At 68.4% G+C, this 26,013-nt stretch carries 18 protein-coding genes, 1 tRNA gene and 1 other RNA gene; 17 read left to right on the plus strand and 3 right to left on the minus strand.

What is annotated here, in order from left to right; all coding sequences use genetic code 11:
* Positions 1 to 858: 858 nt before the first annotated feature.
* Positions 859 to 1,845 carry a hypothetical protein gene (locus HF024_RS04380; protein ID WP_168688777.1) on the minus strand — a complete coding sequence of 329 codons (987 nt, stop codon included), beginning with the start codon at positions 1,843 to 1,845 and terminating at the stop codon, positions 859 to 861.
* Positions 1,846 to 2,114: 269 nt separating this feature from the next.
* On the opposite strand from HF024_RS04380, the gene HF024_RS04385 reads away from it, so the two are divergent.
* Positions 2,115 to 2,816, plus strand: a complete 702-nt coding sequence (locus tag HF024_RS04385; protein ID WP_168688778.1) for a flavodoxin-dependent (E)-4-hydroxy-3-methylbut-2-enyl-diphosphate synthase — start codon at positions 2,115 to 2,117, stop codon at positions 2,814 to 2,816.
* Positions 2,817 to 3,093: 277 nt separating this feature from the next.
* Here HF024_RS04385 and HF024_RS04390 read toward each other — a convergent pair whose 3' ends face one another.
* Positions 3,094 to 3,768, minus strand: coding sequence for a hypothetical protein (locus HF024_RS04390; protein ID WP_168688779.1), 675 nt, complete (start codon positions 3,766 to 3,768; stop codon positions 3,094 to 3,096).
* A gap of 393 nt (positions 3,769 to 4,161) precedes the next feature.
* On the opposite strand from HF024_RS04390, the gene HF024_RS04395 reads away from it, so the two are divergent.
* Positions 4,162 to 5,100 carry a toll/interleukin-1 receptor domain-containing protein gene (locus HF024_RS04395; protein ID WP_168688780.1) on the plus strand — a complete coding sequence of 313 codons (939 nt, stop codon included), beginning with the start codon at positions 4,162 to 4,164 and terminating at the stop codon, positions 5,098 to 5,100.
* Between the two features lie 164 nt (positions 5,101 to 5,264).
* Complete coding sequence (locus HF024_RS04400) at positions 5,265 to 6,452, plus strand: site-specific integrase (RefSeq protein ID WP_168688781.1); 1,188 nt, start codon at positions 5,265 to 5,267, stop codon at positions 6,450 to 6,452.
* A gap of 68 nt (positions 6,453 to 6,520) precedes the next feature.
* Here HF024_RS04400 and HF024_RS04405 read toward each other — a convergent pair.
* A tRNA-Ser gene (locus tag HF024_RS04405) sits at positions 6,521 to 6,608 on the minus strand.
* Positions 6,609 to 6,712: 104 nt separating this feature from the next.
* Between HF024_RS04405 and ffs the strand changes: the two genes are divergently transcribed.
* The 14 genes from ffs (at position 6,713) to HF024_RS04475 (ending at position 26,002) form a co-directional block, all read left to right on the plus strand.
* Positions 6,713 to 6,809, plus strand: an RNA gene (ffs, locus tag HF024_RS04410) — signal recognition particle sRNA small type.
* 105 nt (positions 6,810 to 6,914) lie between these two features.
* Entirely contained in the window at positions 6,915 to 8,249 is a 1,335-nt protein-coding gene (locus tag HF024_RS04415) for a DUF1254 domain-containing protein (RefSeq protein WP_168688782.1), read from the plus strand.
* A 3-nt stretch (positions 8,250 to 8,252) separates the two neighbouring features.
* On the plus strand, positions 8,253 to 10,376 hold the full coding sequence (gene pta, locus HF024_RS04420) for a phosphate acetyltransferase (protein WP_168688783.1): 2,124 nt from the start codon (positions 8,253 to 8,255) through the stop codon (positions 10,374 to 10,376).
* A complete protein-coding gene (locus tag HF024_RS04425) occupies positions 10,373 to 11,590 on the plus strand; it encodes an acetate kinase (RefSeq protein WP_168688784.1) in 1,218 nt (405 codons plus the stop codon). The genes pta and HF024_RS04425 overlap by 4 nt, the downstream gene beginning before the upstream one ends.
* 24 nt (positions 11,591 to 11,614) lie before the next feature.
* On the plus strand, positions 11,615 to 12,970 hold the full coding sequence (locus HF024_RS04430; protein WP_168688785.1) for an acyl-CoA thioesterase/BAAT N-terminal domain-containing protein: 1,356 nt from the start codon (positions 11,615 to 11,617) through the stop codon (positions 12,968 to 12,970).
* A complete protein-coding gene (locus HF024_RS04435) occupies positions 12,967 to 14,262 on the plus strand; it encodes an acyl-CoA thioesterase/BAAT N-terminal domain-containing protein (protein ID WP_168688786.1) in 1,296 nt (431 codons plus the stop codon). The genes HF024_RS04430 and HF024_RS04435 overlap by 4 nt, the downstream gene beginning before the upstream one ends.
* Positions 14,262 to 15,554, plus strand: coding sequence for an acyl-CoA thioesterase/BAAT N-terminal domain-containing protein (locus tag HF024_RS04440; RefSeq protein WP_168688787.1), 1,293 nt, complete (start codon positions 14,262 to 14,264; stop codon positions 15,552 to 15,554). The genes HF024_RS04435 and HF024_RS04440 overlap by 1 nt, the downstream gene beginning before the upstream one ends.
* A 70-nt stretch (positions 15,555 to 15,624) precedes the next feature.
* Positions 15,625 to 18,192, plus strand: a complete 2,568-nt coding sequence (locus tag HF024_RS04445) for a DNA polymerase III subunit gamma and tau (protein WP_247597302.1) — start codon at positions 15,625 to 15,627, stop codon at positions 18,190 to 18,192.
* 3 nt (positions 18,193 to 18,195) lie between these two features.
* Positions 18,196 to 18,792, plus strand: coding sequence for a recombination mediator RecR (gene recR, locus HF024_RS04450; RefSeq protein ID WP_085371410.1), 597 nt, complete (start codon positions 18,196 to 18,198; stop codon positions 18,790 to 18,792).
* Positions 18,793 to 18,901: 109 nt separating this feature from the next.
* Complete coding sequence (locus tag HF024_RS04455; protein ID WP_085371411.1) at positions 18,902 to 20,188, plus strand: aspartate kinase; 1,287 nt, start codon at positions 18,902 to 18,904, stop codon at positions 20,186 to 20,188.
* 97 nt (positions 20,189 to 20,285) lie between these two features.
* Positions 20,286 to 21,356, plus strand: coding sequence for an aspartate-semialdehyde dehydrogenase (locus HF024_RS04460; RefSeq protein WP_168688789.1), 1,071 nt, complete (start codon positions 20,286 to 20,288; stop codon positions 21,354 to 21,356).
* A gap of 71 nt (positions 21,357 to 21,427) precedes the next feature.
* Complete coding sequence (locus HF024_RS04465) at positions 21,428 to 22,903, plus strand: malate:quinone oxidoreductase (protein WP_085371413.1); 1,476 nt, start codon at positions 21,428 to 21,430, stop codon at positions 22,901 to 22,903.
* Positions 22,904 to 23,141: 238 nt separating this feature from the next.
* On the plus strand, positions 23,142 to 24,824 hold the full coding sequence (locus tag HF024_RS04470) for an ABC-F family ATP-binding cassette domain-containing protein (RefSeq protein WP_168688790.1): 1,683 nt from the start codon (positions 23,142 to 23,144) through the stop codon (positions 24,822 to 24,824).
* Between the two features lie 41 nt (positions 24,825 to 24,865).
* A complete protein-coding gene (locus HF024_RS04475; RefSeq protein WP_168688791.1) occupies positions 24,866 to 26,002 on the plus strand; it encodes an Rv2578c family radical SAM protein in 1,137 nt (378 codons plus the stop codon).
* Positions 26,003 to 26,013 lie beyond the last annotated feature (11 nt).

A 26,013-nucleotide genomic window follows, 5' to 3' on the forward strand; every position in this document is an offset into this window, starting at 1 on the left:
CGACCTGCGCCGCGCCGCATCCACGGAAGGCGGCGGCGCCTCCGCCCTCGACGTCGAATCCCACGCGCCGCGCCAAACAAGAGACGTCGATCCGGTGGCCGACGTCGGCTCCCGCGCTCACGTCGACGCTGGCTGCTGCGCGGCGCAGGTCGTGGACGGTCGCAGGTCGAGCTCGGTGCTGCGAGCGTGCCCCGATTGCGCCGGTCTCCCCGTCGTAACTACGGGCCTAGACGGTTCGTGCTGCGGTGTCGACGCTATACAGGCCGGCGACTAGGCGATGAAGGCAACGTCGCCCTAATCCCGGCTCCCTTCGTGGCTTCTCGCGAGGTGTAGACGTCGGCCGACCGCTTAGAACCATCTCACCGGACAACCGTCGTTCCTGGTTTGACCGTTGCGGAAGGGCGGGAGGCATGGACGAAAGCGGCGTCAGATTCGCGTGCGGAAATGGCTCCAGTTCTCGAACGGGTCGGCGAGAGCGGAACTGATGTCGCGGGCGCTGGCGCGAGGTCCTTGAGCCCGTGCCGGAACTAGTTCCTTCCACCATAGCGTCGGCGTCTGAGGCACGACTGCTGGATGAATGTGATTCATCGGCAGGGGAGTGAGACTCGTGAGCCCCATGCGCGTGTTGCACCACCATTTGAGTGCGTTCGCCGTTGGCAGCTCACGGATCAGCGTTCGTGACAACATTTTGACAACACTCGGGTGAAACAGAGGAGCATCGCGTGATAGCGAGGAACGTCTCACCTGCCCGATATTCCGCGGATGTCCGCTAGGTGTCTGAGGTGAGCTGGGACCGCGCTAGAGTTCGAATCCCACGCCCTCCTCCGCAATGGCGCCACCGTCCGCGTGGCCCGGTACTCAGCCGGTGGGCTTGTCGTTTGAGGGACGGCGGTAACGGGCCTCGTACGCGTCGTCGCCCTGCACCAGCATGTCCAGCACCTCATTCAGCCTCCGTTCCTCATAGGAATTCCGCGGGGCTGGGAGGTGGAGCTGCTCGTAGAGTTTGAATCTGTTGAGGTAGAGCCACGCCTCGAATGCTTGACCGTATGCGTGCGCGGCGGACAAGGCGCCGCGATAGGAGATCCACGCCGCCGCGAATGGCAGCACGGCGAGCAGAAGCCAGAGGCCGTGCGGCCAGAGGGCAATTGTCGAGACCATGGCGCAGAAAAGGCTGACCGCTGTCATCCGCACAGCCAAGTCCATCTCCTGCCGCTGGTCTTGGACATAGGCGGTGTGGCCAGGATCGGCGACCATACCGATGTACGTGGCCCAGTCCAGAATGGGCAGATCGATCGCCTTGCCGCCGCGCGTCTCGTAGCGGCGAAGTACATTGCCCAGGCGGGTCGGGAGGATGTGGTCTGGGTTGGCCGGATAGGAGCCGATGACCGTTGTGCTCGCAGTGAACGTGAGGGCTCGCATCAGGGTTGACCACGGGTGGCCGCGTCGATCTGTCGGAGGGATCGCCGCGAGCGCCTGCTCCTGAAGCGCCACTGACGTCTCACGGCGCCTTGCCTGCGTCAGAGCTCGTCTGTATGCGAGCGCCAGGCCGACGTGACTCGATCCCCAGTACCCTTCCATGGCCTGGGTGATGATGAACTGGATCGGGTGCGTGACGACGGCGATCGTGATCGCCACCGCGATGAGCGCCAGGCCCTGAAGGGGTTGGGCGATCGGGTTGTTCGTGGCGAGCGCGGACCAGTCGAGGGGCGATTGCCAGGGACGGAGCACGAAGAGCAGATACAACCACGTGGTACCGATCAGCGAGGGGACGGTCGAGACGACGCCGAAATACCTGCCGATGGTCGATGTCGTCCCGAGGCTTGGATCGGAGGTGAGGTCAGCCATTTCTGCCTAGGAGCGGTCGGTCCAGTGCCCAGCGACGCAACACTGCCTCGACTTACGGACATTCACGATCGGCTTCCCGCAGAGCGGGCACACGGCGCCTCCAAGCCCTTCCCGCAGCGGCCCCTGACCGGGCGGGGTGTGCGGAGCACTATTGTTGCCCATGGCTTCCTCCGATCCACCCTGCGCCTAGCCTACTCCGCGCAGTATTTCAAGTGAATGCCCCGGTGTGTCACCTCTCCGAACGATGGGCCGCCTGCGAGGATGCTCGCATGACGGGAGAGAACGCTCCCTCCGAGGGCGAACAGTCGTCACTGAGTGAAGCTGCCGCGCCGGCATCAGGCGTGGTGGCCGAGACTGCGGCTCCTCCCGAGAAGGCCCCTCCGCTCGGCAAGTGGCTGTGGGTGTTGCCTCCCGTACTGACGGCGCTGCTCGCGTTCGGGGTCGCCATCTGGGGCCCCGGCTTCGGTGCCGGTGCGATCGCGGCGCTCGGGGCGTGGATCGTCTGGGCGATCGCACGCGAGGCAGGCACGCGCCGGGCGCCTGTCTTCGCGCTCGCGTTGGGTGCCGCCGCGGGCGTCCTGCTCTTTCTGCTCTGCACCCAACAGAGCGCCCATGTCTTCGGGTCGCCGGCTCCCGCGGTGGCCTCCCATGCTGCTACGCCGACGCCGACGCCGACGCCGACTTCGACGCAGGGCGCCAGCGCGATCACCTGCAGCGCCGAGATCGAGCGGAGTGCCTCGGACGCCTCGACTGTCTCGGTGACCGGGAGCGTCGCGCAGCTGCCTGACGCCGCGAAGGCGACCACGGTCGCGACGTCCGACGGTCGCGTGCTGGCCACCGAGGACTCCTACCCTGACGACAAGGGCGTCGCGACGATCCGGCTCTCGTTGACATCGGCGCCGGGCGAGGCCGTGCAAATCCGCACGGAGGTCCGTGTCGGCGCTCAGATTCTGCAGTCGTGCGGGTGGTGAATTCGGGATGTTTGGCGCTTCATCATCGCGCAAGTCCCTTGCGAGCCATTGAGAATCTCGCTCGTTTGTTGGATCGTGTGATGCGACGTCAATCAGCCATCCAACGCCGGGGTCGAGGGAGTTCGCCTATATCGGAAATGACATTGCATTCCGCGATCTGCTCCGTGCTGAGACCAACGTCGACGGCAGCGACGCGCTCAATGGTCACACCCTGGAGGCTCGCGCCCGCGAACATGATCGAGCCTTTTGTGCCCATGCGAGTCGCGCGTACTCGTGGCTAGGAAGTAAAGGACCATCCGGTCCTGCGGATCGGTAACTTTTCCCTTCGGAATTCCTCGTTCCCGCTCCGGTTGGCGATGAGGTTCAAATGCGTGACCCGGGCGAGCATCGCAGCATCGAGTGCCATTGCAGTCACCGAAGGTTTCGTCGTCAGCCAGGCACGGTTGTCGCCGTCGGATGCGATCTTTTCGACGTCGCTCGCATAGAGCATCCTCCTGAATGATGAGTGGCTTAGACCGCTGAGAAACCCCCAAGCGCCCCGCGCGGCGCTTGCTCCAGGGCCCAAGGTCGGGCCGATGTCGCTAAGGATGGGGCCGAAGCCAGGGTGACCGGACGAAATCTCGTCGAACGCGATGCCGGGCGCCTCACCCACTTCGCGAACCGAGTGTTTCTTCGGTATCTCGGCGCGCACAAAGGCCCGCAGTTTTCGCTGCTTTGCGATCGTCTCCGCCTTCCCGTCGGGGGTTTCAGCATTCGTGAAGACGCGGACAAGCCTGCCATCTTCTTTCAGGTCAGAAATTCTGACCTGAAGTACCCGCTTGACACGCTCACGACGCTCCTCGGGTGCGACGGCCCAGACGCCGAGAGAGGCCGACTCGATCGCTGTTCGGAGGACGGGGTAGTGAGCTGCGAGCGGTAACTGGATGCGGCCGTCCTTTGGCGCTGTAAGCATCTTGCGCGCAGCTCGTGGGTTCGAGTCCCATCGCGCAGCCTCGTTATACGACCGCCCGCTATGCCGCCGTGGGCAACTACTCGCGAACACACTTCGACGCGACCCGGACTTCCGTGATCCTGGTCACTCGTTACACCGACCCGTAGTGAAACGAAGTCGAGACATGCCCGACTTCGAACACTGACTTGGTGCTCGCGTTCCTCGGAGTGATTCGACCAAAACCGGCGGCTGCGGGGGCGCAGCCGACTGGAAGTCGTAGACCTCCCTGATCTACACCCGCAAATACGGCGATGATCGGGCGCCATGTCTCGATGCTAGATGGCGCGTTAAGGGGTGATCCGGCCGCAGTGAGGCGCAGCATGACTTGCCGCTCGCTTCGGGCAAGATGCAACTATGACTGATCTGCGCGCGAGTTCACCCGACTACCACCCGCGGGTGTTCGTCTCTTACGCCTCCGAGCCAGCAATTGACACGTGGGTCTTGCAGCTCTGCACACGCCTTATGGCTAATGGCGTAGATGTCATCTACGACCGTTGGGATGTGGCGGCGGGCGATGACCTTCCGCACTTCATGGAGTCTGGCCTCCGTGATTCGGACCGAGTCCTTCTAATCAGCTCGGACGAGTACATCCGAAAGGCAAATGCGGGTCGAAACGGTGCCGGGTACGAGAAGAAGATCATGACCGCAGCGATGATGACTGATCCCATTTCGAATCGCATTGTTCCCGTCATTCGAAACGCAGCTGTTGAGCCCCCGGTGCCGACCTTTCTAAGCGGGAGCAGGTACGTGGACTTTCGCGAGGATCAAGCGTTCGAGTCGAAATACGTAGAGCTGATCCACGAGCTTTACGGTCGACGAATCGTTTCCAGACCGCCTCTAGGACCGAATCCGTTTGCAGAGGCAAGCGAAACGTTGGCTGCAATCCAAATCGGCCACGATCCGCTCGAGTACCGCACCGATGCGCTTGTTGGCGAGATCGAGTTTCCGTACGAAAACAACAACGGCCGCTTCACGATCGGCACTGGAGCTCAACAATTCACTGTCGCCACGTCGGGCGCAGGGTCCGGGTCGGCGTATTTCTATAGCGATCCCGCAGATATTCATTCGATTGCGATCGCGCCGGAGACACCGCTGTCCGAAGTTGGGCCGATCGCCGCATACGACTTTTCGTCGCGCAGTAGGCATGCTCGCGTGGGAGATGCGGTGATTTTGATCAACACGTCGGGTCGAGTGGCCGCGTTGGAAGTCAAACGCGTGACCATTCGTGAAACTTCGCCAGACAGAGTTCCGCGTCTTTCGTTCAAGTTTGTGGTTCTGGCGGAGCCGGAATGACGCTACAGGCGGTCAGCCTCGGGCGGTACGGGGCGCGCTTGTGATCGGTACCGGTGGCCACCCGTCAATGCAATTCTTTGAAGATTTCTCCCGCTGAGAGCTCTTCCGCGAGCGTGCGCGCCGATCCAAGGCGAACTCCGGAACGTGTACGTGAGGAGGTCGTCATGGGAACGGTTACTCCATACGAGACAAGCGCTGGTCGTCGTTGGCGCGTCAGATATCGCACACCAGAACATCGCCAAACGGACAAGCGCGGCTTTCGGACCAAGCGCGACGCAGAGCTCTATTTGGCGAATGTGGAAGTGTCCAAGGCAGCCGGCTCGTTCGTAGACCCGCAGGCATCGAGGGTGACGGTCGGCGAGCTGGCTTCAGCCTGGCTCGCAAACAAGCGTCAGGCGATGAAGCCCTCGAGCTTCCATTCCATCGAGACGTCGTGGCGCGTATACGTCCAGCCGCGGTGGGCTACCACGGCTGTCGGTGCAATTCGGCCGAGTGCCGTTGCGCAATGGATCCGTGAGCTGGGAGAGGGGTCGGCCGCCTCGAACCCACGCGCAGCATGGACCGCCGACGCGTCAAGGCCGCGTTCGGCGACGGTCGTATTGCGCGCGCTCGGGGTTCTGGCCGGCATCCTCGATGTAGCGCTGAAGGACGGCCGTATCCCCAAGAACGTTGCCCGCGGGGCCGATGGTGTGCCACGCAAGCACTCAAGCAAGGCGCGCAGATACCTGAGTCACGAGGAGGTCATTCTTTTCGCCGAAGCGGCTGAAACTGACATGCAGGCGACGCTCCTGATGGTTCTCGCCTACTGTGGACTCCGCTGGGCCGAAGCCACCGGACTTCGCGTCCGAGACGTCTCCATGAGGCGGCGCCGATTGGAGATTAACCACACCGCCACCGAGGTCGACGGCAACGTGGTCGAGGGCGTTCCCAAGTCGTGGGAGCGACGATCCGTCCCGTTTCCGGACTTCCTGAAGGAACCGCTTACTCGTCTCTGTGCCGGGAAGGGCCTTGATGATCTGGTGTTCGCCGATCGGTTCGGCGGCTTCCTCCGCCGCCCGAGCGCCAGCAAGAACAAGCGGTCCTGGTTCCTGACCGCGCTCGCCGGAGCCGGCCTCGAGCGGCTCACGCCGCACGACCTCCGACACACGGCCGCAAGCCTGGCGGTCAGCTCGGGGGCCAATGTCAAAGCCGTCCAGCGGATGCTCGGGCACAAGTCGGCTGCGATGACCCTCGACACCTACGCCGACCTCTTCGACGACGACCTCGATGAGGTCGCGATGCGCCTGAATGAGGGGGGTCATCAGAAAAATGTGGGCAAAGTGTGGGCACGGAGAGCCGAATCGGCCGAGTGAGGAAAGGGCAAAGGCCCCGACTTCCGCGTAATCACGCGGATCTCGGGGCCTTCAATCACTTGGAGAAATGGCGGAGAATGGGGGATTCGAACCCCCGAGGGCTTGCACCCAACACGCTTTCCAAGCGTGCGCCATAGGCCACTAGGCGAATTCTCCTGAGGCGGTGTTACTCCCGGAGGAGCAACGGCCACGAAGTATCCTACCGGGTCCGCGGGGGTGCTCGGTGCCAACACCTCTCAGTCTGACCCGCTACACTGGTTCCCGGCTCCTCACGTGGCGCCATCCAGGCCAACTCCCCCAGGGCGGAAACGCAGCAAGGGTAACCGGGCTCTGGCGGGTGCGTGAGGGGTCTTTTTCTTTGCCGTCGGTCAGGTTGTTCCGCGTACAGTTGAGCAGAGCACAGGCGCTCTTCTACACTCTGTAGAAGAGCGGTCGAGATCCGCCGATTGAGTGAGGTGCTGGATGACCGGGCCATTGAGCGAGTTGGCGTCCGAAGCGTATGTCTTCGGTTTTCCGCTGGTCTTCAACGGGGAGCAGATCCTCCGCCTCACGACCACGGGGATCGGATCGCTTCCCCCAGCGTCGTTCAACTCGTTCAGTCACGCGCGTTCGCTGGCGGATCCGCGTGACACCTTCGTCTCCATCAACAACGACACCGTCTACTCGATCGCCCCCGTCGATCTAAGTGTCGGGCCGATCCTGCTGAGCGTTCCGGATGCGGGCGACCGCTACTACGTGCTGCAGTTCGTGGATGCGTGGACCAACAACTTCGCATACCTCGGCACCAGGGCGACCGGCAACGGCCGGGGCGACTTCCTGCTCGTGCCGCCGGAGTGGGAGGGCGGCCCGGAGGGCGACGGCGTCACCGTCATCCGCTTCCCGACCCGCATCGCCACGATCGTCGGCCGCTGGGCCTGCGACGGCGAGGAAGACCTGGCGGCCGTCGAGGAGTTGCAGAACTCGCTCGCGCTGACGCCCATCCGGAAGTCGCTCACGCCTCCGCAGGGCATGCCGGTCGTGGCCGGTGGTCTGGGGGAGGCGCTCGACTTCTTCGAGCGGTTCCGGACCTGGGCCATCGCCTTCCCGCCCGCCGAGCGCGACAGGACGGCTCTGGATTCGTACAGCGTGCTCGGTCTCACCAGCGCGTACACCCTGGCGGAAGCGCCGGAGGAGGTGCGCCAGGCGTTGGAGGCCGGGTACGCCGCCGGCAAGCAGGCCCTCGAGATGGCCGTGCGGACCGGGGACGGTCCCGTCGTCAACAACTGGCAGGTCAACCTGCACATCTTCGACTACAACATCGACTTCTTCGAGGTCGGGGCGCTCGACGATCCTGCCTGGAAGCACACGGATGCGAAGACCAGGTATGCGACGCGGGCCGCAGCAGCGCTCGGCGGGCTCTGGGGCAACCACGGCTACGAGGCCGCGTACTTCTTCACCTATCTCGATGCAGCAGGGGATGCGCTCACCGGAGAGCACACGTACACCCTGCGCCTGCATCCGACGCCGCCGGTGCGCGCGTTCTGGTCCATCACCATGTACGACCTCCCGAACTTCTACCTCGTCGAGAACGAGGCGGCGCGGTATTCGATCGGGGACAGGACGCGAGGGATCGTGTACGACGACGACGGAGGCTTGACCATCACCATGAGCACGACCAGACCCACCGACCCGACGGCAGCCGCCAACTGGCTGCCGACGCCGCAGGGCGCGTTCCGGCCCATCATGCGCCTCTACGCGCCCGAGCAGATCCTGCTCGACGGCGGATACGAGGTCCCGGCGATCGAGCGGGTCGACTGAGTCGTGGCGCGTTCCCTCTACATCACCTCCGCCGAAGGTCACACCGGCAAGTCCACCGTCGCCCTCGGCGTGCTCGAAGCGCTCCGCCGTGCCGTCGGCAGGGTGGGCGTCTTCCGTCCGATCGCGCGCTCGACCTCCGAGCGCGACTACGTGCTCGAACTGCTGCTGCAGCGGGAGACGGCCGACATCGACTACGAGGAGGCCATCGGCGTCACCTACGACGATGTGCACCTGGATGCGGATGCCGCTCTCTCCGAGATCGTCCGCCGGTTCCGGGCGGTCGAGTCCCGCTGCGACACGGTCGTCATCCTGGGCTCCGACTACACCGACGTCGGCAGCCCGACCGAGCTGCGCTACAACGCGCGCATCGCCGCCAACCTGGGCGCTCCCGTGCTGCTGGTCCTCGGCGGGCGCATCGGACAGGGGCTGGGCGAGCGGCTCGGCCAGGCGGAGCCGCGCACCGCGGAAGACCTCAAGCAGCTCACCGAACTGGCGGTCGCCGAGCTGAGGGACGAGCACGTCGCGCTCCTCGGCGTCATCGCCAACCGCGCAGACCCGGACGACCTCGACGCGGTCGTCCACGCCGTGCAGTCGGCCGTCGGTGAGACGCCGAACGGCGATACGGCCCCGGTCTGGGCGATCCCGGAGGACCCGTTCCTCGTCGCCCCGAGCATGCGCTCGATCATGGAGGCGACCGGATCCACCCTCATCGCGGGCGACGAGTCGCTGCTCGCGCGCGAGGCGCTCGGCGTGGTCGTGGCCGGGATGTCGATGAACAACGTGCTCCCTCGCCTGATCGAGGGGGCAGTGGTGGTCGTGCCCGCCGACCGGACGGAGGTGCTGCTCGCGGTGCTGATGGCGAACGCATCCGGCACGTTCCCGTCCATCGCCGGCATCGTCCTCAACGGAGGGTTCGAGCTGCCGGAGCCGATCGAGCGGCTGCTGGCCGGCCTGCGCTCCCCGCTGCCGATCGTGGAGACCGACCTCGGCACCTACGACACGGTCGTCCGGATCACGCACGCCCGCGGCAGGCTCGCCGCAGACTCGCAGCGCAAGTACGACACCGCGCAGGCACTGTTCGAGCGCCACGTCGACGCGGACGCCCTGCTCAAGCGGCTCGACGTCAGCCCACGGGATGTGGTCACCCCGCTGATGTTCGAGTACGACCTGCTGGAGCGCGCCCGAGCGGCGGACAAGCACATCGTGCTTCCGGAGGGAGAGGACGACCGCATCCTGCGTGCTGCGGCGACGCTGCTCGCCCGCGGGGTCGCACGCCTCACCATCCTCGGGGAGCCGTTCGAGGTGCGCGCGAGGGCGATCGAGCTCGGCGTCGACATCTCCGGTGCGGAGGTGCTCAGCCCGTTCGACGACGTGCTGCGCCTGCGGTTCGCGACGGAGTACGCGCGGCTCAGGGCGCACAAGGGCATCACCGTCGAACAGGCCTCTGACACGGTCACCGATCCGTCGTACTTCGGCACGATGATGGTGCACCTCGGCCTCGCGGACGGGATGGTGTCCGGTGCGGCGCACACGACGGCGCACACGATCCGCCCGGCGTTCGAGATCATCAAGACCCGCCCGGAGGTGTCCGTGGTGTCGAGCGTCTTCCTGATGGCGCTCGCCGACCGGGTGCTCGTCTACGGCGACTGCGCGGTGATCCCGGATCCGACGGCCGAGCAGCTGGCGGACATCGCGATCTCGTCCGCGGAGACGGCGGAGCAGTTCGGCATCGAGCCGCGCGTCGCGATGCTGTCGTACTCGACCGGGGAGTCCGGTTCCGGCGTCGACGTGGACAAGGTGCGCGCCGCCACGACGCTCGTGCACGAGCGGGCTCCCGAGCTCGCCGTGGACGGCCCCATCCAGTACGACGCCGCCGCCGATGCGGCGGTCGGCGCGGCGAAACTGCCGGGCTCGGCCGTGGCGGGACGGGCGACCGTGTTCATCTTCCCCGACCTCAACACGGGCAACAACACCTACAAGGCGGTGCAGCGGAGCGCGGGCGCCGTGGCGATCGGGCCGGTGCTGCAGGGCCTCAGGAAGCCGATCAACGACCTCTCCCGCGGCGCGCTCGTCGACGACATCGTCAACACCGTCGCCATCACCGCGATCCAGGCGGGTCTCTCGTGAGCGCCGTCCTTGTCGTCAACAGCGGCTCGTCGTCGTTCAAGTACCAGCTGATCGACCTCGACACCGAGCGTCCTCTCGCGAGCGGGCTGGTGGAGCGGATCGGCGAACGGTCCGGCCACACCATCCATCGCGGCCCGAACGGGACGAGCGAGCGGAGCCTGGAGATCCCGGATCACACCGCCGGGTTCCAGGCGATGATCGACGCGTTCGAGGCCGACGGCCCGAGCCTCGCCGAGCATCCACCTGTCGCGGTCGGCCACCGCGTGGTGCACGGAGGGAAGCGGTTCTTCGAGCCGACCATCGTCACCCCGCTGGTCGAGATCAACATCGAAGACCTCGCCGACCTCGCGCCGCTGCACAACCCGGCCAACCTGCAGGGCATCCGCGCTGCGGAGAAGGCCTTCCCGGATGTGCCGCACGTTGCCGTCTTCGACACCGCCTTCCACCAGACGCTGCCGCCGGAGGCGTACACATACGCCATCGACGCCGCGCTCGCCGAGCGGCACCGCGTTCGCAGGTACGGCTTCCACGGCACCTCCCACAAGTACGTGTCGGAGGCCGCCGCGGAGTTCCTCGGGCGTCCGCTCGCCGACCTGAAGCAGATCGTCCTGCACCTCGGCAACGGGGCATCCGCCTGCGCGATCGACGGCGGACGCTCGGTCGACACGTCGATGGGGCTCACGCCGCTGGAAGGCCTGGTGATGGGAACACGCTCCGGCGACCTCGACCCGGCCGTCCTCATCCATCTGGCCAGGAGGGCGAACCTCGACATCGACGGCCTCGACGAGCTGCTGAACCGCAAGAGCGGTCTGCTCGGGCTGTCCGGCACCGGCGACATGCGGGATGTGCGGCGCGCGGCGAACGACGGAGACGAGGCGGCGCAGCTCGCCCTCGCGACCACCGTGCACCGGCTGAAGCACTACATCGGCGCGTACACCGCGCTGCTCGGCGGGCTCGACGTCCTGACCTTCACCGCAGGCATCGGCGAGAACGATGCAGCGCTCCGGGCGGATGCGCTGGCCGGGCTCAAGGGGCTGGGCATCGTGCTCGATCCAGAGCGCAACGCCAGCCCGTCGTCGGAGGCGCGGGTCATCTCGGCGGACGGCTCTCCGGTGACCGTGCTGGTCGTGCCGACGGACGAAGAGCTGGAGATCGCCCGCCAGACCGTGCAGGCGATCGGGCAGAGCGCGGCGGGGGCCTCCGCCGCCGGGTGACCGGCGACCGGTTGCGGTGGTGACATGCGCGCGCGGAACGGCACGGGGCGGCGATGGTTCGCCGCCCGCCGCTCCGCTGTGTTCGCCGCCGTGTGCTCGGTGCTGCTCGCGGCGACAGCGCTCACCGGATGCACGTCGACGGTCGTCCAGGGAGGGCCGCGCTTCGTCACGCCTCCGCTCATCCGGTACACGTCGGTCCTCTGGCCGGTTCCGCTCGAACTCGTCGGGGCCGAGCCGGGGAGCCGCCTGCGGCTGGAGGCGAGGATGAGCACACCGCGTGGGCTCTGGAACTCGTCGGCGACATACACGGTCCCCGCCTCCGGCACGCTCGACCTCGCCGCGGCGCGGCCCCAGCTCTCCCGGTTCGCCGAGCCGGACTCCGCCGGGCTGTTCTGGTCGCTACGCGGCCCGCAGCTGGGCGAGGAGGCGCTCGCCGAACAGTGGATGCGCGAGACGTCCCCCGTCACGGTCACCGCGTTCGACGGCAGCAGGCCGATCGCCGCCCGCACCTTCCGCCTGCAGGGGATCGGGGCGGGCATCCGCACCAGTGGCGTCTTCACCAGGGACCTGCTCGCGGCGACGGCGGCCAGGGAGGGCGGAACGGCACCGCGCATCCCGCAGCAGACGCACGAGGATGTGCAGGTGGGCACGTTCTACAGCGCGCGGTCGATCGAGCGGCCGCGCACCCCGGCCGTCGTGGTGTTCGACGACCAGGCGCCCGGCGCATCCGGGGACTTCGTCGGCCCGCTGCTGACGCTGTTCGGCGCATCGGTGTTCGTGGTCCCCGTCACACGGTCGGCCGACGGCGTGCGCCTGACCTCGATCGTCGATGCAGACACCGTCGGGGCCGTGCTCGACTGGCTCGACCAACGGCAGGACGTGGACGGGCGGCAGGTGTTCGTCTACGGCACCGGCCCGTCGGAGCAGCTGGCGCTGTGGACGGCCGCGCGGTTCTCCTGGCGGCTCGCCGGAGTGTTCGCCTCCGGGGGAGCGACGGCGCTGCTCTGCCTGCCGTCGAGCGCGGTCGGCCCGGTGTTCGAGAACGGCAGGCCGGCCGGCTGCCGCGTGGACCCGTCCGTCATCGACGCGCAGGCGGTGCCCGCTCTCTCGCTCGTCCGCGGGCCGCTGGTGCTCGGCTGCTCGGAGCGCGACGAGACGCTCCGGTCGTCCTGCGCCTGGCTCGACGCCGCGATGGCCACCAGGGGCACGCGGGCGGGTGACGTCGTCCTCCGCGAGAGTACGGCGTCGCACGCGACGATGGTGCCTCCCGGGCTGCCGATCGCCATCCCGGACGGCCCGAGCGGGCAGCAGACCGAGCGCGCCAGGATCGCGTTCTGGAACGCCGTGCTGAACGCGCTGCTGAGGGCGGGTCGCTCGTGAGAGGCCGTCGATGGTCGCGCGCCGCCGCGCTGGTCGCCGCCCTGCTGGTCGCCGCCGTGCTGACCGGATGCGGTGGGGCGCCGCGCTCGCTCGGCCCGCGATTCGAGGTCGACCAGCTACATCGGGGGGTCACCGACCCCGTCCTCGTCTCGCTGGTCGGACTGCGGCCGGGAGGGGATGCGGTGCTCGCGGCGACGGCGCACACCGGATCCGGCACCTGGACGTCGCGGGCGGTCTACGTCGTTCCGCCGAACGGCGTGATCGCGCTCTGGCGGGCGAAGCCGATCCTCGCGCCGTACCCTGCACCGGATCCCGCCGCCCTGTTCTGGAGCATGACCGGCCCTCCCGTGAGCCAGAGCGAGCTGGAGCAGACCTGGGCGGGGAACGACATCGACATCACGCTCGCGGCCGACCAGGACGGCAGGGAGGTCGCCTCCACGATCCTGCACCGCACCGGCTTCAACACCGCGACGGCGCCGCGCGACGTGTTCGCACGAGACCTCCTGAGCCCGAGCGAACGGGACGAAGCCGGCGCGGACTTCGACAGGAGGATCGGGACCTTCGTGACGCCGCTCCCCGACCCGACGCAGCCCCGCCCGGCCGTGATCGTCGTGGACGGCGACGACGGAGGCGGCTCAGGGAGGTTCGTCGCCGGGCAGCTCGCGGCGAACGGGTTCCCCGCCTTCATCCTCCCGTCGTTCGGCCCGACGGGGCAGATCCCCGGGTCGTCGGCGCTCAGCGTCGAGTCGTTCGACGCCGCGCGGGCCTGGCTGGCTGAGCAGCCGGAGGTCGATCCGTCCCGCATCTTCGTCTGGGGCAGCTGGCGGGCGGCCCCGCTCGCCCTCTGGTTCGCGGCGAACGAGCCGTACGCGGTCTACGGCGCCATCGCGGCGAGCGGTCCGACCGCTCTGCTCTGCACGGCCGCCGGGGGAGCGTCGCCGCTGACCAGCGGGGGAGATCCTGTGCCGTGCGAGAGCCAGGTGCGGACGATCGCGGACACTCCGTCCCTGCGGCTGGACCGCATCCCTGGACCGGTGGTGCTCGCCTGCGGCACGGCGGACGAGATCCTGTCGAACGCGTGCGAGTGGCTGACGGCGGCGGAGCAGGCGCGGGGCGAGCGGACGGGCGACGTCCTGCTGCGCGCCGTCGGGGCAGGGCACGCGATCAGCACGCCGCCGCTCGTGCCCGTCGGGCTGTCGGAGTCGTCTCCCGCGCTCGCGCAGGCGACCGAGCAGGCGCGGGCCGCTTTCTGGCGGGATGCGCTGGCGACGCTGGAGAGGGCGGTGCGGTGATGGTCGGGGGAGTGTTTCGGAGGGCCGAGTCGGGCGGGTTCGGCCGGAGGATCGCCGCTGTCGTGGCCGTGCTCGCCGCCGTCGCCGTCGTGCTCACCGGATGCGCCCAACCCGACGCCGGTGCGGGACGCGAAGGTCCGCGGTTCGTCCTGAACAGGAATCCAAGCCCAGTCTGGCAACCCATCGGCATCCGGCTGACCGCCCTCCCTCCCGGCCAGCGCGTGACCATCACGGCGACGGTCCGCGACGGCGCGCTCTGGTCGTCGCACGCCGACTATCTCGTGCCAGCGAGCGGCACCGTCGACCTCGACGGGCAGGCGCCGGTCGACGCACCCTTCGCCGGGGCGGACGGGATGGGGCTGTTCTGGTCGCTGCGCAGCGCGTCCGGGGCGCCGGCATCGTCGAGCGAGACCTGGGGTGCAACCACGCAGCGAGTGGTACTGGCGGCGGCGGTCGGCGGACGCAGGGTCGCCCAGACCTCGGTGGAGCGGATCGGCCTCGCGTCCGGGGCGGTGTCGCACGCGGTCTTCGACGACGGCATCTCGGGAGACTACTTCGAGCCGACGGCGGGCGATTCCGCGCTGCGCCCGGCCATCATCGTCTTCGATGGGACGGACAACGGCACCCCGACGGGCGTCCTCGCGGCGTCACAGCTCGCGGCGAACGGCTACCCGGCGCTCGCACTGTCCACCTTCGGCTCCGCCGGGCAGCTCGATCCGTCGCACACGTTCCCGGCGGAGCGCTTCCTGTCCGCGCTCGCCTGGCTGCGCTCCCAGCCGGGGGTCGACCGGCAGCGGATCTTCACGTTCGGAACCTCCCGGGGCGCGCAGCTCGCGCTCTGGACGGCGGTGGCGTATCCCGGCCTGGTCTACGGCGCCATCGCCCCGGGAGGCACGACCGGCCTGATCTGCAACTCTCCCGTGCCCAACCCGGCGGTGACGGTCGGCGGCAGCTGGGTGCCGTGCGCATCCGGTACGCGGGACACCAGCAGCGCGAACGTGCTGAACCTGTCCCGCATCCCCGGCCCGATCGTGCTCGGCTGCGCCGGCCGCGACGAACAGCTCGACAACGGATGCGCGTGGATGAACGCGGGGATCACCGCCAGGGGCGACAGGATCGGCGACGTCTACGTGCGCGCTCCGGATGCGACGCACCTCTTCTATGCGCCGCCGTACACCCCGCTGTACCTGCCGGCCGCTCCGTACGCGCAGCCGACGGAGAACGCCAGGGTGCGGCTCTGGAACGGCATCCTGGAGGCGCTCTCCGAGCCGTCGAGCGTGCCGGGGAGGTGATCGCACCACCGGCATGATCCCGCTGCGATCCTCCGGTCCGAATGTCAGCGGCGGCAAGTACCATGATGGGGTGGTTACCGCACTGTATCGCCGCTATCGGCCAGACACCTTCGCCGAGATGATCGGGCAGTCGCAGGTGACCGAACCGCTGATGACGGCGCTGCGCACCAACCGGGTCAATCACGCATACCTGTTCAGCGGTCCGCGCGGCTGCGGCAAGACAACGTCGGCGCGCATCCTGGCCAGGTGCCTCAACTGCGCGGAGGGTCCGACGGACACCCCGTGCGGCAAGTGCTCGAGCTGCATCGAGCTGAGCCGCGACGGCGGAGGTTCGCTCGATGTGGTCGAGATCGACGCCGCGAGCCACAACGGCGTCGACGACGCGCGCGACATCCGGGAGCGCGCCATCTTCGCTCCCGCCCGCGACCGCTACAAGATCTTCATCCTCGACGAGGCGCACATGGTCACCCCGCAGGGTTTCAACGCTCTGCTGAAGATCGTCGAGGAGCCGCCGGAGCACGTGAAGTTCATCTTCGCGACCACCGAGCCGGAGAAGGTGATCGGCACCATCCGGTCGCGCACCCACCACTACCCGTTCCGGCTCGTGCCGCCCGCGCAGATGCTCGACTATGTGCAGAGCCTGTGCGACAGCGAGGGCGTGCAGGTCGCACCCGGCGTGCTCCCGCTCGTCGTGCGCGCCGGCGGCGGTTCGCCGCGCGACACCCTCTCCCTGCTCGACCAGCTGATGGCGGGCTCCGACGAGAAGTCGGTCGAGTACGAGCGCGCCGTCGCCCTGCTCGGCTACACGCACGCCGCCCTGCTCGACGAGGTTGTCGACGCCATCGCAGCACGGGATGCCGCCGGCGCGTTCGGCGCCATCGACCGCGTCGTGCAGACCGGCCAAGACCCACGCCGCTTCGTCGAAGACCTCCTCGAACGCCTCCGCGACCTCATCGTCGTCTCCGCGACCAGCGCGGAAGGCGCGGCCGCCGTGCTGCGCGGCATCCCGCAGGACGAACTCGACCGGATGGCGGTCCAGGCGATGAAGTTCGGCGCGGCAGAGCTCTCGCGCTCGGCCGACATCGTCAACGCCGCCCTCACCGAGATGACCGGCGCGACCTCGCCGCGCCTGCACCTGGAACTGATGATCGCCCGCGTGCTCGTCCCGTCGAGCGACGAGAGCGAGCGCGGCGCGCTCGCCCGCGTCGAGCGGCTGGAGCGCAGGGTCGGCGTGAGCGACGCGACTGGTGGTGCGGCTGGGGCTCCGGCGGCGTACGAGCCTGCGGCGGTGCCGCGGGTTGCGCCTGCTGCCGCTCCGGTTGCGGCGGCGCCTGCTGCTGCCGCACCCGCACCTGCGCCTGCTGCTGCACCCGTGCCTGCTGCGGCGGCCTCTGCGTCCGCGGGCGAGACGCCTGCGGCGGCTGCGAAGCCTGCATCGGTGGATGCGCCTGTCGCTGCGGGCGGTGCCGGCGCTGACTCGGCGCCCGCCGCTTCGGTCACCGCGCCTGCCGCCGAAAAGGTCGCCCCATCCACTGCACCCACCGCCCCCGCCGCACCTGCCGCGCCCCGCGCCGCTGCTCCGGTCGGTCCGGTCACGACCCAGCAGGTCAAGGACGCGTGGCCGCAGATCCTCGACGCCGTGCAGCGCGCGAAGCGCAGCGCGTGGATGGTCGTGTTTACCGCGCAGGTCCGTTCTCTCAACGACGACGTCCTCACCCTGTCGTTCCCGAGCGACAACGACGTGGCGAGCTTCAAGCAGCAGCAGGGCACGGACACGAAGGGCGTGAGCGAGTACCTCCGCCAGGCCATCGTCGACATCCTCGGAATCCGGGTGAAGTTCATCGCCAGGGCCGACGGCGCCCAGAGCGGCGGCCCCGGCCCCTCCGGCGGAACCCGCCCCACCCCCGGCACCCCAGCGCCCGGCGGCGGAGCGCCGTCAGCCGCCGCGCCGGCCGCTCCTGCCTCCGCGCCAGCAGCCTCCCCGTCTTCCGCCGGCGCTGGCTCCGCGCCCGCGTCTGGCCAGGGCGGTGCGGCGTCCGCCCCCGCTGCCAACTCCCCCTCGACCGCCCCGGCTGCCTCCACCTCCACCTCCGCAGCCACCACCACGTCCACCGCCACCTCCACTGCCACCACGCCCGCCGCAGTGACGACGGAGTGGGCGGTCGTAAGCATCCCCGGCGGAAGCTCGGCACCGGCAGACACCACCTCGGCCCCCACCCCCGCCGCCCGCGCAGCCTCCGCGCCCGCCGCATCCGCCGTCGCGACGCTCGAACGCGACGACTACCCGCACGACGACGTGCCCCCGCCGGAGACCGAGCCGCCGTTCGAGCCGCCCGTCCCCGACGAGCCGGAGGGCGAGTGGGCGGTCAGCGCACCCGACGACGAGCCCATCGAGCGAGCAGCACCAGCCGCACCGACAGCAGCGTCCGCACCAGCAGCGCCCGGCGCATCCACCCCCACCCAGCAGCCCGCATCCGCCGGCCGCGTGGAGGAGCGCCCCGCGCGAACTGCACCGGCGTCCGGCGCGCGCACCCCCACATTCCAGCAGCCGCAGCGGTACGGCGAGGCGGTGGTGCGCGAGATCCTCGGCGCCACCTTCATCGAAGAGCAGGCAGCACCGCCTGCCGGGTCGAGGTAAGGCGTGTACGAAGGAATCGTCCAGGAGCTGATCGACGAACTCGGGCGGCTTCCCGGCATCGGGCCGAAGTCGGCGCAGCGCATCGCGTTCCACATCCTGCAGACCGAGACGTTCGACGTGACCAGGCTCGCGGAAGTGCTGCTCGAAGTGCGTGACAAGGTGCGCTTCTGCGAGATCTGCGGCAACGTCTCCGAGCAGGAGACCTGTTCCATCTGCCGCGATCCGCGCCGCAGCCCGGAGCTGATCTGTGTCGTCGAGGAGGCGAAAGACGTCGTCGCCATCGAGCGCACCAGGGAGTTCCGCGGCCTCTACCATGTGCTCGGTGGGGCGATCAGCCCGATCGACGGCGTCGGACCGGACGACCTGCGCATCCGGCAGCTGATGCAGCGCCTCGCCGACGGCACCGTGCAGGAGGTCATCATCGCCACCGACCCCAACCTGGAGGGCGAGGCGACCGCCACCTACCTCAGCCGCCTGCTCACCACCATGGAGATCCGCGTGACCAGGCTCGCCTCCGGCCTGCCCGTCGGAGGCGACCTCGAGTACGCGGACGAGGTCACTCTCGGCCGTGCGTTCGAGGGCAGACGCCTCATCTCCTGAGCCCCGCCGACCACCCATCGCGGCGCCCTCGGACCGGCGGCGTCATATGGGATTCGGCGTATGTGATCGCCGGTAGGATGGGGGTTCCGGCTTATCCCCAGGAGTATCAGTGGCCCTCATCGTGCAGAAATTCGGCGGATCGTCCGTCGCAGACGCAGAGAGCATCAAGCGCGTCGCGAAACGCATCGTCGAGACCCGCAAGGGCGGCAACGAGGTGGTCGTCGCCGTCTCCGCGATGGGCGACACGACGGACGAGCTGCTCGACCTCGCCCACGACGTCACCCCCATCCCGGCCCCGCGTGAACTCGACATGCTGCTCACCGCAGGAGAGCGCATCTCGATGGCGCTCCTCGCGATGGCGATCCGCAGCATGGGATACGACGCGCGCTCGTTCACGGGCAGCCAGGCCGGCATGATCACCGACGCGCAGCACGGCGCAGCGCGCATCGTCGACGTGACGCCCGGCCGCATCCGGGATGCGCTCGACGACGGCGCCATCGCGATCGTCGCCGGCTTCCAGGGCTTCAACCGCGACACCAAAGACATCACCACCCTCGGCCGTGGCGGCTCGGACACCACCGCCGTCGCCCTCGCCGCCGCTCTCGGCGCCGAGGTCTGCGAGATCTACACCGACGTGGACGGCGTGTTCACCTCCGACCCGCGCGTCGTGCCCAACGCGCGCAAGATCGACCGCATCACCAGCGAAGAGATGCTCGAACTGGCCGCGGCCGGCGCGAAGGTGCTCTATATTCGCGCGGTGGAATATGCGCGTCGCCACAACGTGACCCTGCACGTCCGCTCCTCGTTCAACAACAACGACGGAACCCTCGTGCTCAACGAAGCAGCGGCCGAGGCCGCGAAGAAGAAGGACGGAACCGTGGAAGAGCCGATCATCGCCGGAATCGCCACCGATCTGAGCGAAGCAAAGATCACCGTCGTCGGCGTGCCGGATGTGCCGGGCAAGGCCGCTCAGATCTTCAAGATCGTCGCGAAGACCGAGGCGAACGTCGACATGATCGTGCAGAACGTGTCCGCCGCAGCCACCGGCCTCACCGACATCTCCTTCACCCTGCCCAAGTCCGAGGGCCAGCGGGTGCTGACCGCCCTCAACGCCGAGCAGCCGGATGTGGGCTTCCAGTCCCTGCAGTACGACGACCAGATCGGCAAGCTCGCCCTCGTCGGCGCCGGGATGCGCACCAACACCGGCGTCTCCGCCCAGCTCTTCGCCGCCCTGTTCGACGCCGGCATCAACATCGAGATGATCTCCACCAGCGAGATCCGCATCTCGGTCGTCACCCGCGCAGACACGGTCAACGAGGCGGCGCGCGTCGTGCACAAGGCGTTCGGCCTCGACGGAGACGACAAGGCGATCGTCTACGCGGGCACGGGGCGCTGACCGGGCGCATCCACTGCCCCCATTCACACCGCGGCGGGAATGCGTGCAGCGCGACCGTCGTTCGACCTCACAACACGAGACCCGAAGGGGCCACACCATGAGCGAGACAAGAGAACTCACCGTCGCCGTCGTCGGAGCGACCGGCCAGGTCGGCAGCGTCATGCGCCGCCTGCTGGAGGAGCGCGACTTCCCGGTCGGGCGCATCCGCTTCTTCGCCTCCGCCCGTTCGGCCGGCACGACTCTGCCGTTCAAGGGTGAGGACATCGTGGTGGAGGACGCAGCGACGGCCGACGTCGCGGGCATCGACATCGCCCTCTTCTCCGCCGGTGCGACCGGCTCGAAAGCGCAGGCGCCCCGGTTCGCCGAGGCCGGTGCCATCGTCATCGACAACTCGAGCGGCTGGCGGATGGACCCGGATGTGCCCCTCGTCGTCAGCGAGGTCAACCCCGAAGCCATCGCGGATGCGCGCAAGGGCATCATCGCGAACCCGAACTGCACCACGATGGCCGCCATGCCGGTCCTCAAGGTCCTGCACGAGGAGGCCGGTCTGGAACGCCTCATCGTGAGCACGTACCAGGCCGTCTCAGGCTCCGGCCTCGCCGGCGCCGAGGAACTGGCCGGGCAGGTCCGCGCGGCCGTCGCCGACGAAAACCTGCTGCAGCTCGTGCACGACGGCTCGTCCGTCGCCCTGCCGGAGCCCGTCAAGTACGTGCGTCCCATCGCGTTCGATGTGATCCCGCTCGCCGGCTCGATCGTCGACGACGGTGAGAACGAGACGGACGAGGAGAAGAAGCTCCGCAACGAGAGCAGGAAGATCCTCGGCCTGCCGGAGCTGCTGGTCAGCGGAACCTGCGTGCGCGTCCCCGTCTTCACCGGCCACTCGCTGTCGATCAACGCGGAGTTCGCCAAGCCGATCAGCCCCGAGCGTGCGGAGGAGCTCCTGGCGAGCGCCCCCGGCGTCGTGCTGACCGACGTGCCGACCCCGCTCGAAGCAGCAGGCAAGGACCCGAGCTTCGTCGGACGCATCCGGCGTGACGAGGGCGCCCCCGCCGGTCGTGGGCTCGCGCTGTTCATCAGCAACGACAACCTCCGCAAGGGTGCCGCGCTCAACGCGGTGCAGATCGCGGAGATCGTCGCCGAGCGCCTCTCGACCCCCGTCACCGCCTGAAACGACCTCGTCGGCGGCACGCTGAGCGGCTCCCGGACAAAGCCGGGCGCCGGGCACCGTAGGATTGTCTGGTGAGCAATTCTCCCATCGACGTCGTCCTCATCGGCGGTGGCATCATGAGTGCCACGCTCGGAGCCCTCATCCAGAGGGTGCAGCCGGATTGGACCATCCGGCTCTACGAGAACCTGGGCGAGGTGGCGCAGGAAAGTTCCAACCCGTGGAACAACGCGGGCACCGGCCACGCGGCCCTCTGCGAGCTCAACTACATGCCGGAGGCCGCAGACGGCAGCGTCGACCCGGCCAAGGCCATCGCGATCAACGAGCAGTTCCAGCTCAGCCGCCAGTTCTGGGCGAGCCTGGTGAAGTCCGGCGACCTTCCGGAGCCGTCGACGTTCATCAACTCCACCCCGCACATGACGTTCGTGCACGGCCGGGACAACGTCACCTATCTGCGCAAGCGCTACGAGGCGCTGAAAGACCAGCCGCTCTTCGCCGGTATGGAGTACACGGAAGACCCGGCTGTGCTCGCCGAGTGGACCCCTCTGCTCACCAAGAAGCGCAACCCCAAGCAGCGCGTCGCCGCCACCCGGGTTCCCGCCGGCACCGACGTCGACTTCGGCGCGCTCACCAAGGCGCTCGTGAACGACCTCGCCGACCGCGGGGCGGACATCGCCCTCAACCACAAGGTGCGCAGCATCAAGCGCACCAAGGACGGGCTGTGGAAGCTCAAGGTGCGCCACCAGGTCGGCCACACCCCGCACGAGGTCACGGCACGGTTCGTGTTCGTCGGAGCCGGCGGAGGCGCCCTGCACCTGCTGCAGAAGTCCGGCATCCCCGAGATCAACGGCTTCGGCGGGTTCCCGATCTCCGGCCAGTTCCTGCGCACCAGCGACCCGAAAATCGTCGCCCAGCACCAGGCGAAGGTCTACGGCAAGGCCGCCGTCGGCGCACCGCCCATGTCGGTGCCGCACCTCGACACGCGCGTGGTCGACGGACAGGCGTCGCTCCTGTTCGGGCCGTACGCCGGGTTCAGCCCCAAGTTCCTCAAGACCGGCACGTGGTGGGACCTCCCCGGTTCGATCCGCGCTGGCAACCTCATCCCGATGCTCGCCGTGGCGAAGGACAACTTCGACCTCATCAAGTACCTCGTCGGCGAACTGCTCGCCAACCGGGCCAAGAAGATGAAGGCGCTGCAGGAGTTCATGCCCACCGCCAAGAGCGAGGACTGGGAGCTGATCACCGCCGGCCAGCGCGTGCAGGTGATGAAGAAGGACGCGAAGAAGGGCGGCGTGCTGCAGTTCGGCACAGAGGTCATCGCGTCGGAGGACGGCTCGATCGCCGGTCTTCTCGGGGCGTCGCCCGGCGCATCCACTGCGGTGCCGATCATGCTCGACGTGCTCAAGCGGTGCTTCCCCGACCGGTACGACGCCTGGCTGCCCACGCTCACGGAACTCGTGCCCACCATCGGGACGACGCTGAACGACAAGCCCGCCGAGGCGGAGCGCGTGGTCGCCGAAACGGCAGAGGTGCTGCACATCTCGCGCTGAGCCTTTCGGAAAGCGCTGGACATTTTGGCGACGACGTTGGTAGAGTCGTCGGCGCTATGAAGTAGGAATCTCCTTATCGTCCCGCGCCTGAGGCTTTCGCCCACGCGATGCAGTGCATCGTGGCGCCGTCGACATAGCCAGATGACCAGGTCATCGCTTTTCAGCGCTCCGGCGCGGCTGTCGACGGGAACACCCGGCGGGAAACGGCTCCTCGGAGCGCTCGACAAGGCGGTTTCCCATGCCAGTGCATTTTCCAACAATCATTCCCGTCGCGGCGGTCGCCGACCACCTCAAGGCCGACGGCATCTCGCAGAGCTACGGCGATCGGCGCGTGCTCACCGACGTCTCGCTGACCGTCGCACCGGGCTCCCGGCTCGGCCTGATCGGCGAGAACGGGGTCGGCAAGTCGACGCTGCTGCGCATCCTGGGCGGCGCCGAGGCCCCGGACGGCGGCGCGCTCGTGCGTCCGGCGCGCACCGGCATCCTCTGGCAGGAGGTGCGCTTCACGCCCGAGGACACCCTCACCGCGCTCATGGAGAGCGCTCTGGTGGAGGTGCGGGCGATCGAGCGCGAGCTGGAGGCTTCGGCGTCCGCGCTCGCCGGTGACGACCCGGATGCGGACGCGGCTGCCGGAGCGGCAGCGGCTTCCCGCTATGCCGCGGCGCTCGACGCGGCGGAGCGTGCCGACATCTGGAGCGTGGGTGCGCGGCGCGACGAACTCCTCGACGGTCTCGGTGTCGGGTCCATCCCGTTGCACAGACGGCTGTCCGAGGTGTCCGGCGGCCAGCGCAGCAGGTTCGCCCTGGCGGCTCTCCTACTGTCCCGGCCCGACGCGCTCCTCCTCGACGAGCCCACCAACCACCTCGACGACGACGCTGCGCTCTTCCTGGAGCGCCAGCTGATCGCCTGGCGTGGTCCGGTGGTGTTCGCGAGCCACGACCGCGCCTTCCTGGATGCGGTCGCGACCAGCCTGCTCGATCTCGACCCTTCGCGCTCCGGCACGACGGTGTTCGGCGGCAACTACAGCGCATACCTGGCCGCGAAAGCGGACGAGCGGGAGCGCTGGGAGCGGCAGTTCGCCGACGAGCAGGACGAGCTGAAGGCGCTGAAGTTCGCTGTGGACGTGACGGCGCGCGGCATCGCCTGGTCGGGCAAGGTGCGCGACAACGACAAGTTCGCCAAGTCGTTCAAGGGCGGTGCGCTGGACAAGCAGATCAGCCGCCGCATCAAGAACGCGTCCGGCCGGCTCGACGACCTCTCGGAGAACCAGGTGCGCAAGCCGCCGGCGATCCTCAGCTTCGCGGGCATCCCGACCGGGTCGCAGGCGCTGAACGAGGAGGCTGGCACGCTGGTGCAGGTGTCGGATGCGCGCATCCCGGACCGCCTCGATGTCGTGTCGTTCCGGGTGGAGCCGCAGTCGCGCATCCTGATCACCGGTCACAACGGGGCGGGCAAGTCGACGCTCCTGTCGGCGCTGGCCGGACGGCAGCCGGTGGACTCCGGTGCGGTGACGAGGAGGAAGGGCCTGCGGGTCGGCCTCCTCGAACAGGACGTGCGCTTCGCCGACCCTGCCGCGAGCCCGCGGAGGATCTACGAGGAGCGGCTGGGCGAACGGCGCGCGGAGGCTGTGCCGCTGACCGGTCTCGGCCTGGTCGCGCCGCGCGACGTCGACCGCCCGGTCGGCACCCTGTCGATCGGCCAGCAGCGCAGGCTCGCCCTCGCGCTGATCCTCGCCAAACCGCCGCACGTCTTCCTGCTCGACGAACCGACCAACCACCTCTCCCTGTCGCTCGCGACGGAACTGGAGGAGGCGCTCGGCGCGTATCCGGGGGCGGTGGTGGTGGCGAGCCACGACCGCTGGCTGCGCGGAGCGTGGACGGGCGAGCGGGTCGAGATGGCCGGAGGCCGCATCGTGGCCTGAACGCGCTTGCTTAACTTTCGAACATATGTTCGAATGAATCCATGAGATGGAGCGGGCAAGAACTCACGGCCGAAGAGCCGTCGACGCTGCCGGGGCTGGCGCGGCTCAACAACCTGGTGCGGTCGGTGCGCACACCCGACTTCGCGGGCATCACGTTTCACGAGGTGCTCGCGAAGTCGGCGCTCAACAAGATCCCCGGTGGCGGAGGGCCGATGCCGTTCGGCTGGACCATCAACCCATACCGTGGATGCTCGCACGCGTGCGTCTACTGCTTCGCCCGGCCGACGCACTCCTATCTCGAGCTCGACGGCGGCAAAGACTTCGACCAGGAGATCATCGTCAAGGTCAACGTGGCCGATGTGCTCCGCAAAGAGTTGAGCCGACCGAGCTGGGGGCACCACCCGGTGGCACTCGGCACCAACACCGACCCGTACCAGCGGGCGGAGGGCAGGTACGCGCTGATGCCGGGGATCATCGACGCACTGGCAGACACGGGCACGCCGTTCAGCATCCTCACCAAGGGGTCCCTGCTGCGGCGCGACCTCGACCAGCTGGCAGACGCCGCCCGGCGGGTGCCCGTCGACCTCGCAATGTCGATCGCGGTCTACGACGACGAGCTGCAGCAGTCGGTCGAGCCCGGAACGCCCACCACCAAGGCGCGGCTGGCGACGGTCACGGCGGTGCGGGAGCACGGACTCGACTGCGCGGTGTTCCTCATGCCGATCCTGCCCTACCTCACCGACACCAGGGCGCACCTCGACGAAGCGCTCCGGCAGGCGAAGGAGGCGGGAGCGACGTCGGTGCTCTACACGGCCCTCCATCTCAAGCCGGGCGTGAAGGAGTGGTACTACCTGTGGCTCGGGAGGGAGTATCCCGAGCTGCTGCCGCAGTACCGCCGCATGTATGGCGGAGGGGCGCACGCTCCGAAGGAGTATCGCAAATGGCTGGCGGCCAAGATCAAGCCGCTGATCAGTACGCACGGGCTGCAGCGCGGAGAAGAGGACCCCCTGACAGGCGGGGTGAGGTCGACTGCGCTCGGGATGCTGCGCGACGGCGAGGGGGAGCGGCAGGTGGTGTCCGCCGCAGCGGGAGCGCGCCGCATCAGGGTGATCCCGGAGGAGGTGGATGCGGAGAGCAACGGACTCACGATGCTGGGCGTGCAGCCGACGCTGTTCTGAGGGTTGCGTGC

The organism is Leifsonia sp. PS1209 (assembly GCF_012317045.1).
Lineage (GTDB): Bacteria > Actinomycetota > Actinomycetes > Actinomycetales > Microbacteriaceae > Leifsonia.

Coding starts and splice junctions, on each gene's coding strand:
- HF024_RS04380 (WP_168688777.1), bottom strand. CDS start 1,845: ATGGCTGACCTCACCTCCGATCCAAGCCTCGGGACGACATCGACCATC.
- HF024_RS04475 (WP_168688791.1), top strand. CDS start 24,866: ATGAGATGGAGCGGGCAAGAACTCACGGCCGAAGAGCCGTCGACGCTG.
- HF024_RS04470 (WP_168688790.1), top strand. CDS start 23,142: ATGCCAGTGCATTTTCCAACAATCATTCCCGTCGCGGCGGTCGCCGAC.
- HF024_RS04395 (WP_168688780.1), top strand. CDS start 4,162: ATGACTGATCTGCGCGCGAGTTCACCCGACTACCACCCGCGGGTGTTC.
- HF024_RS04415 (WP_168688782.1), top strand. CDS start 6,915: ATGACCGGGCCATTGAGCGAGTTGGCGTCCGAAGCGTATGTCTTCGGT.
- HF024_RS04430 (WP_168688785.1), top strand. CDS start 11,615: ATGCGCGCGCGGAACGGCACGGGGCGGCGATGGTTCGCCGCCCGCCGC.
- HF024_RS04385 (WP_168688778.1), top strand. CDS start 2,115: ATGACGGGAGAGAACGCTCCCTCCGAGGGCGAACAGTCGTCACTGAGT.
- HF024_RS04400 (WP_168688781.1), top strand. CDS start 5,265: ATGGGAACGGTTACTCCATACGAGACAAGCGCTGGTCGTCGTTGGCGC.
- HF024_RS04440 (WP_168688787.1), top strand. CDS start 14,262: ATGGTCGGGGGAGTGTTTCGGAGGGCCGAGTCGGGCGGGTTCGGCCGG.
- HF024_RS04460 (WP_168688789.1), top strand. CDS start 20,286: ATGAGCGAGACAAGAGAACTCACCGTCGCCGTCGTCGGAGCGACCGGC.
- HF024_RS04390 (WP_168688779.1), bottom strand. CDS start 3,768: ATGCTTACAGCGCCAAAGGACGGCCGCATCCAGTTACCGCTCGCAGCT.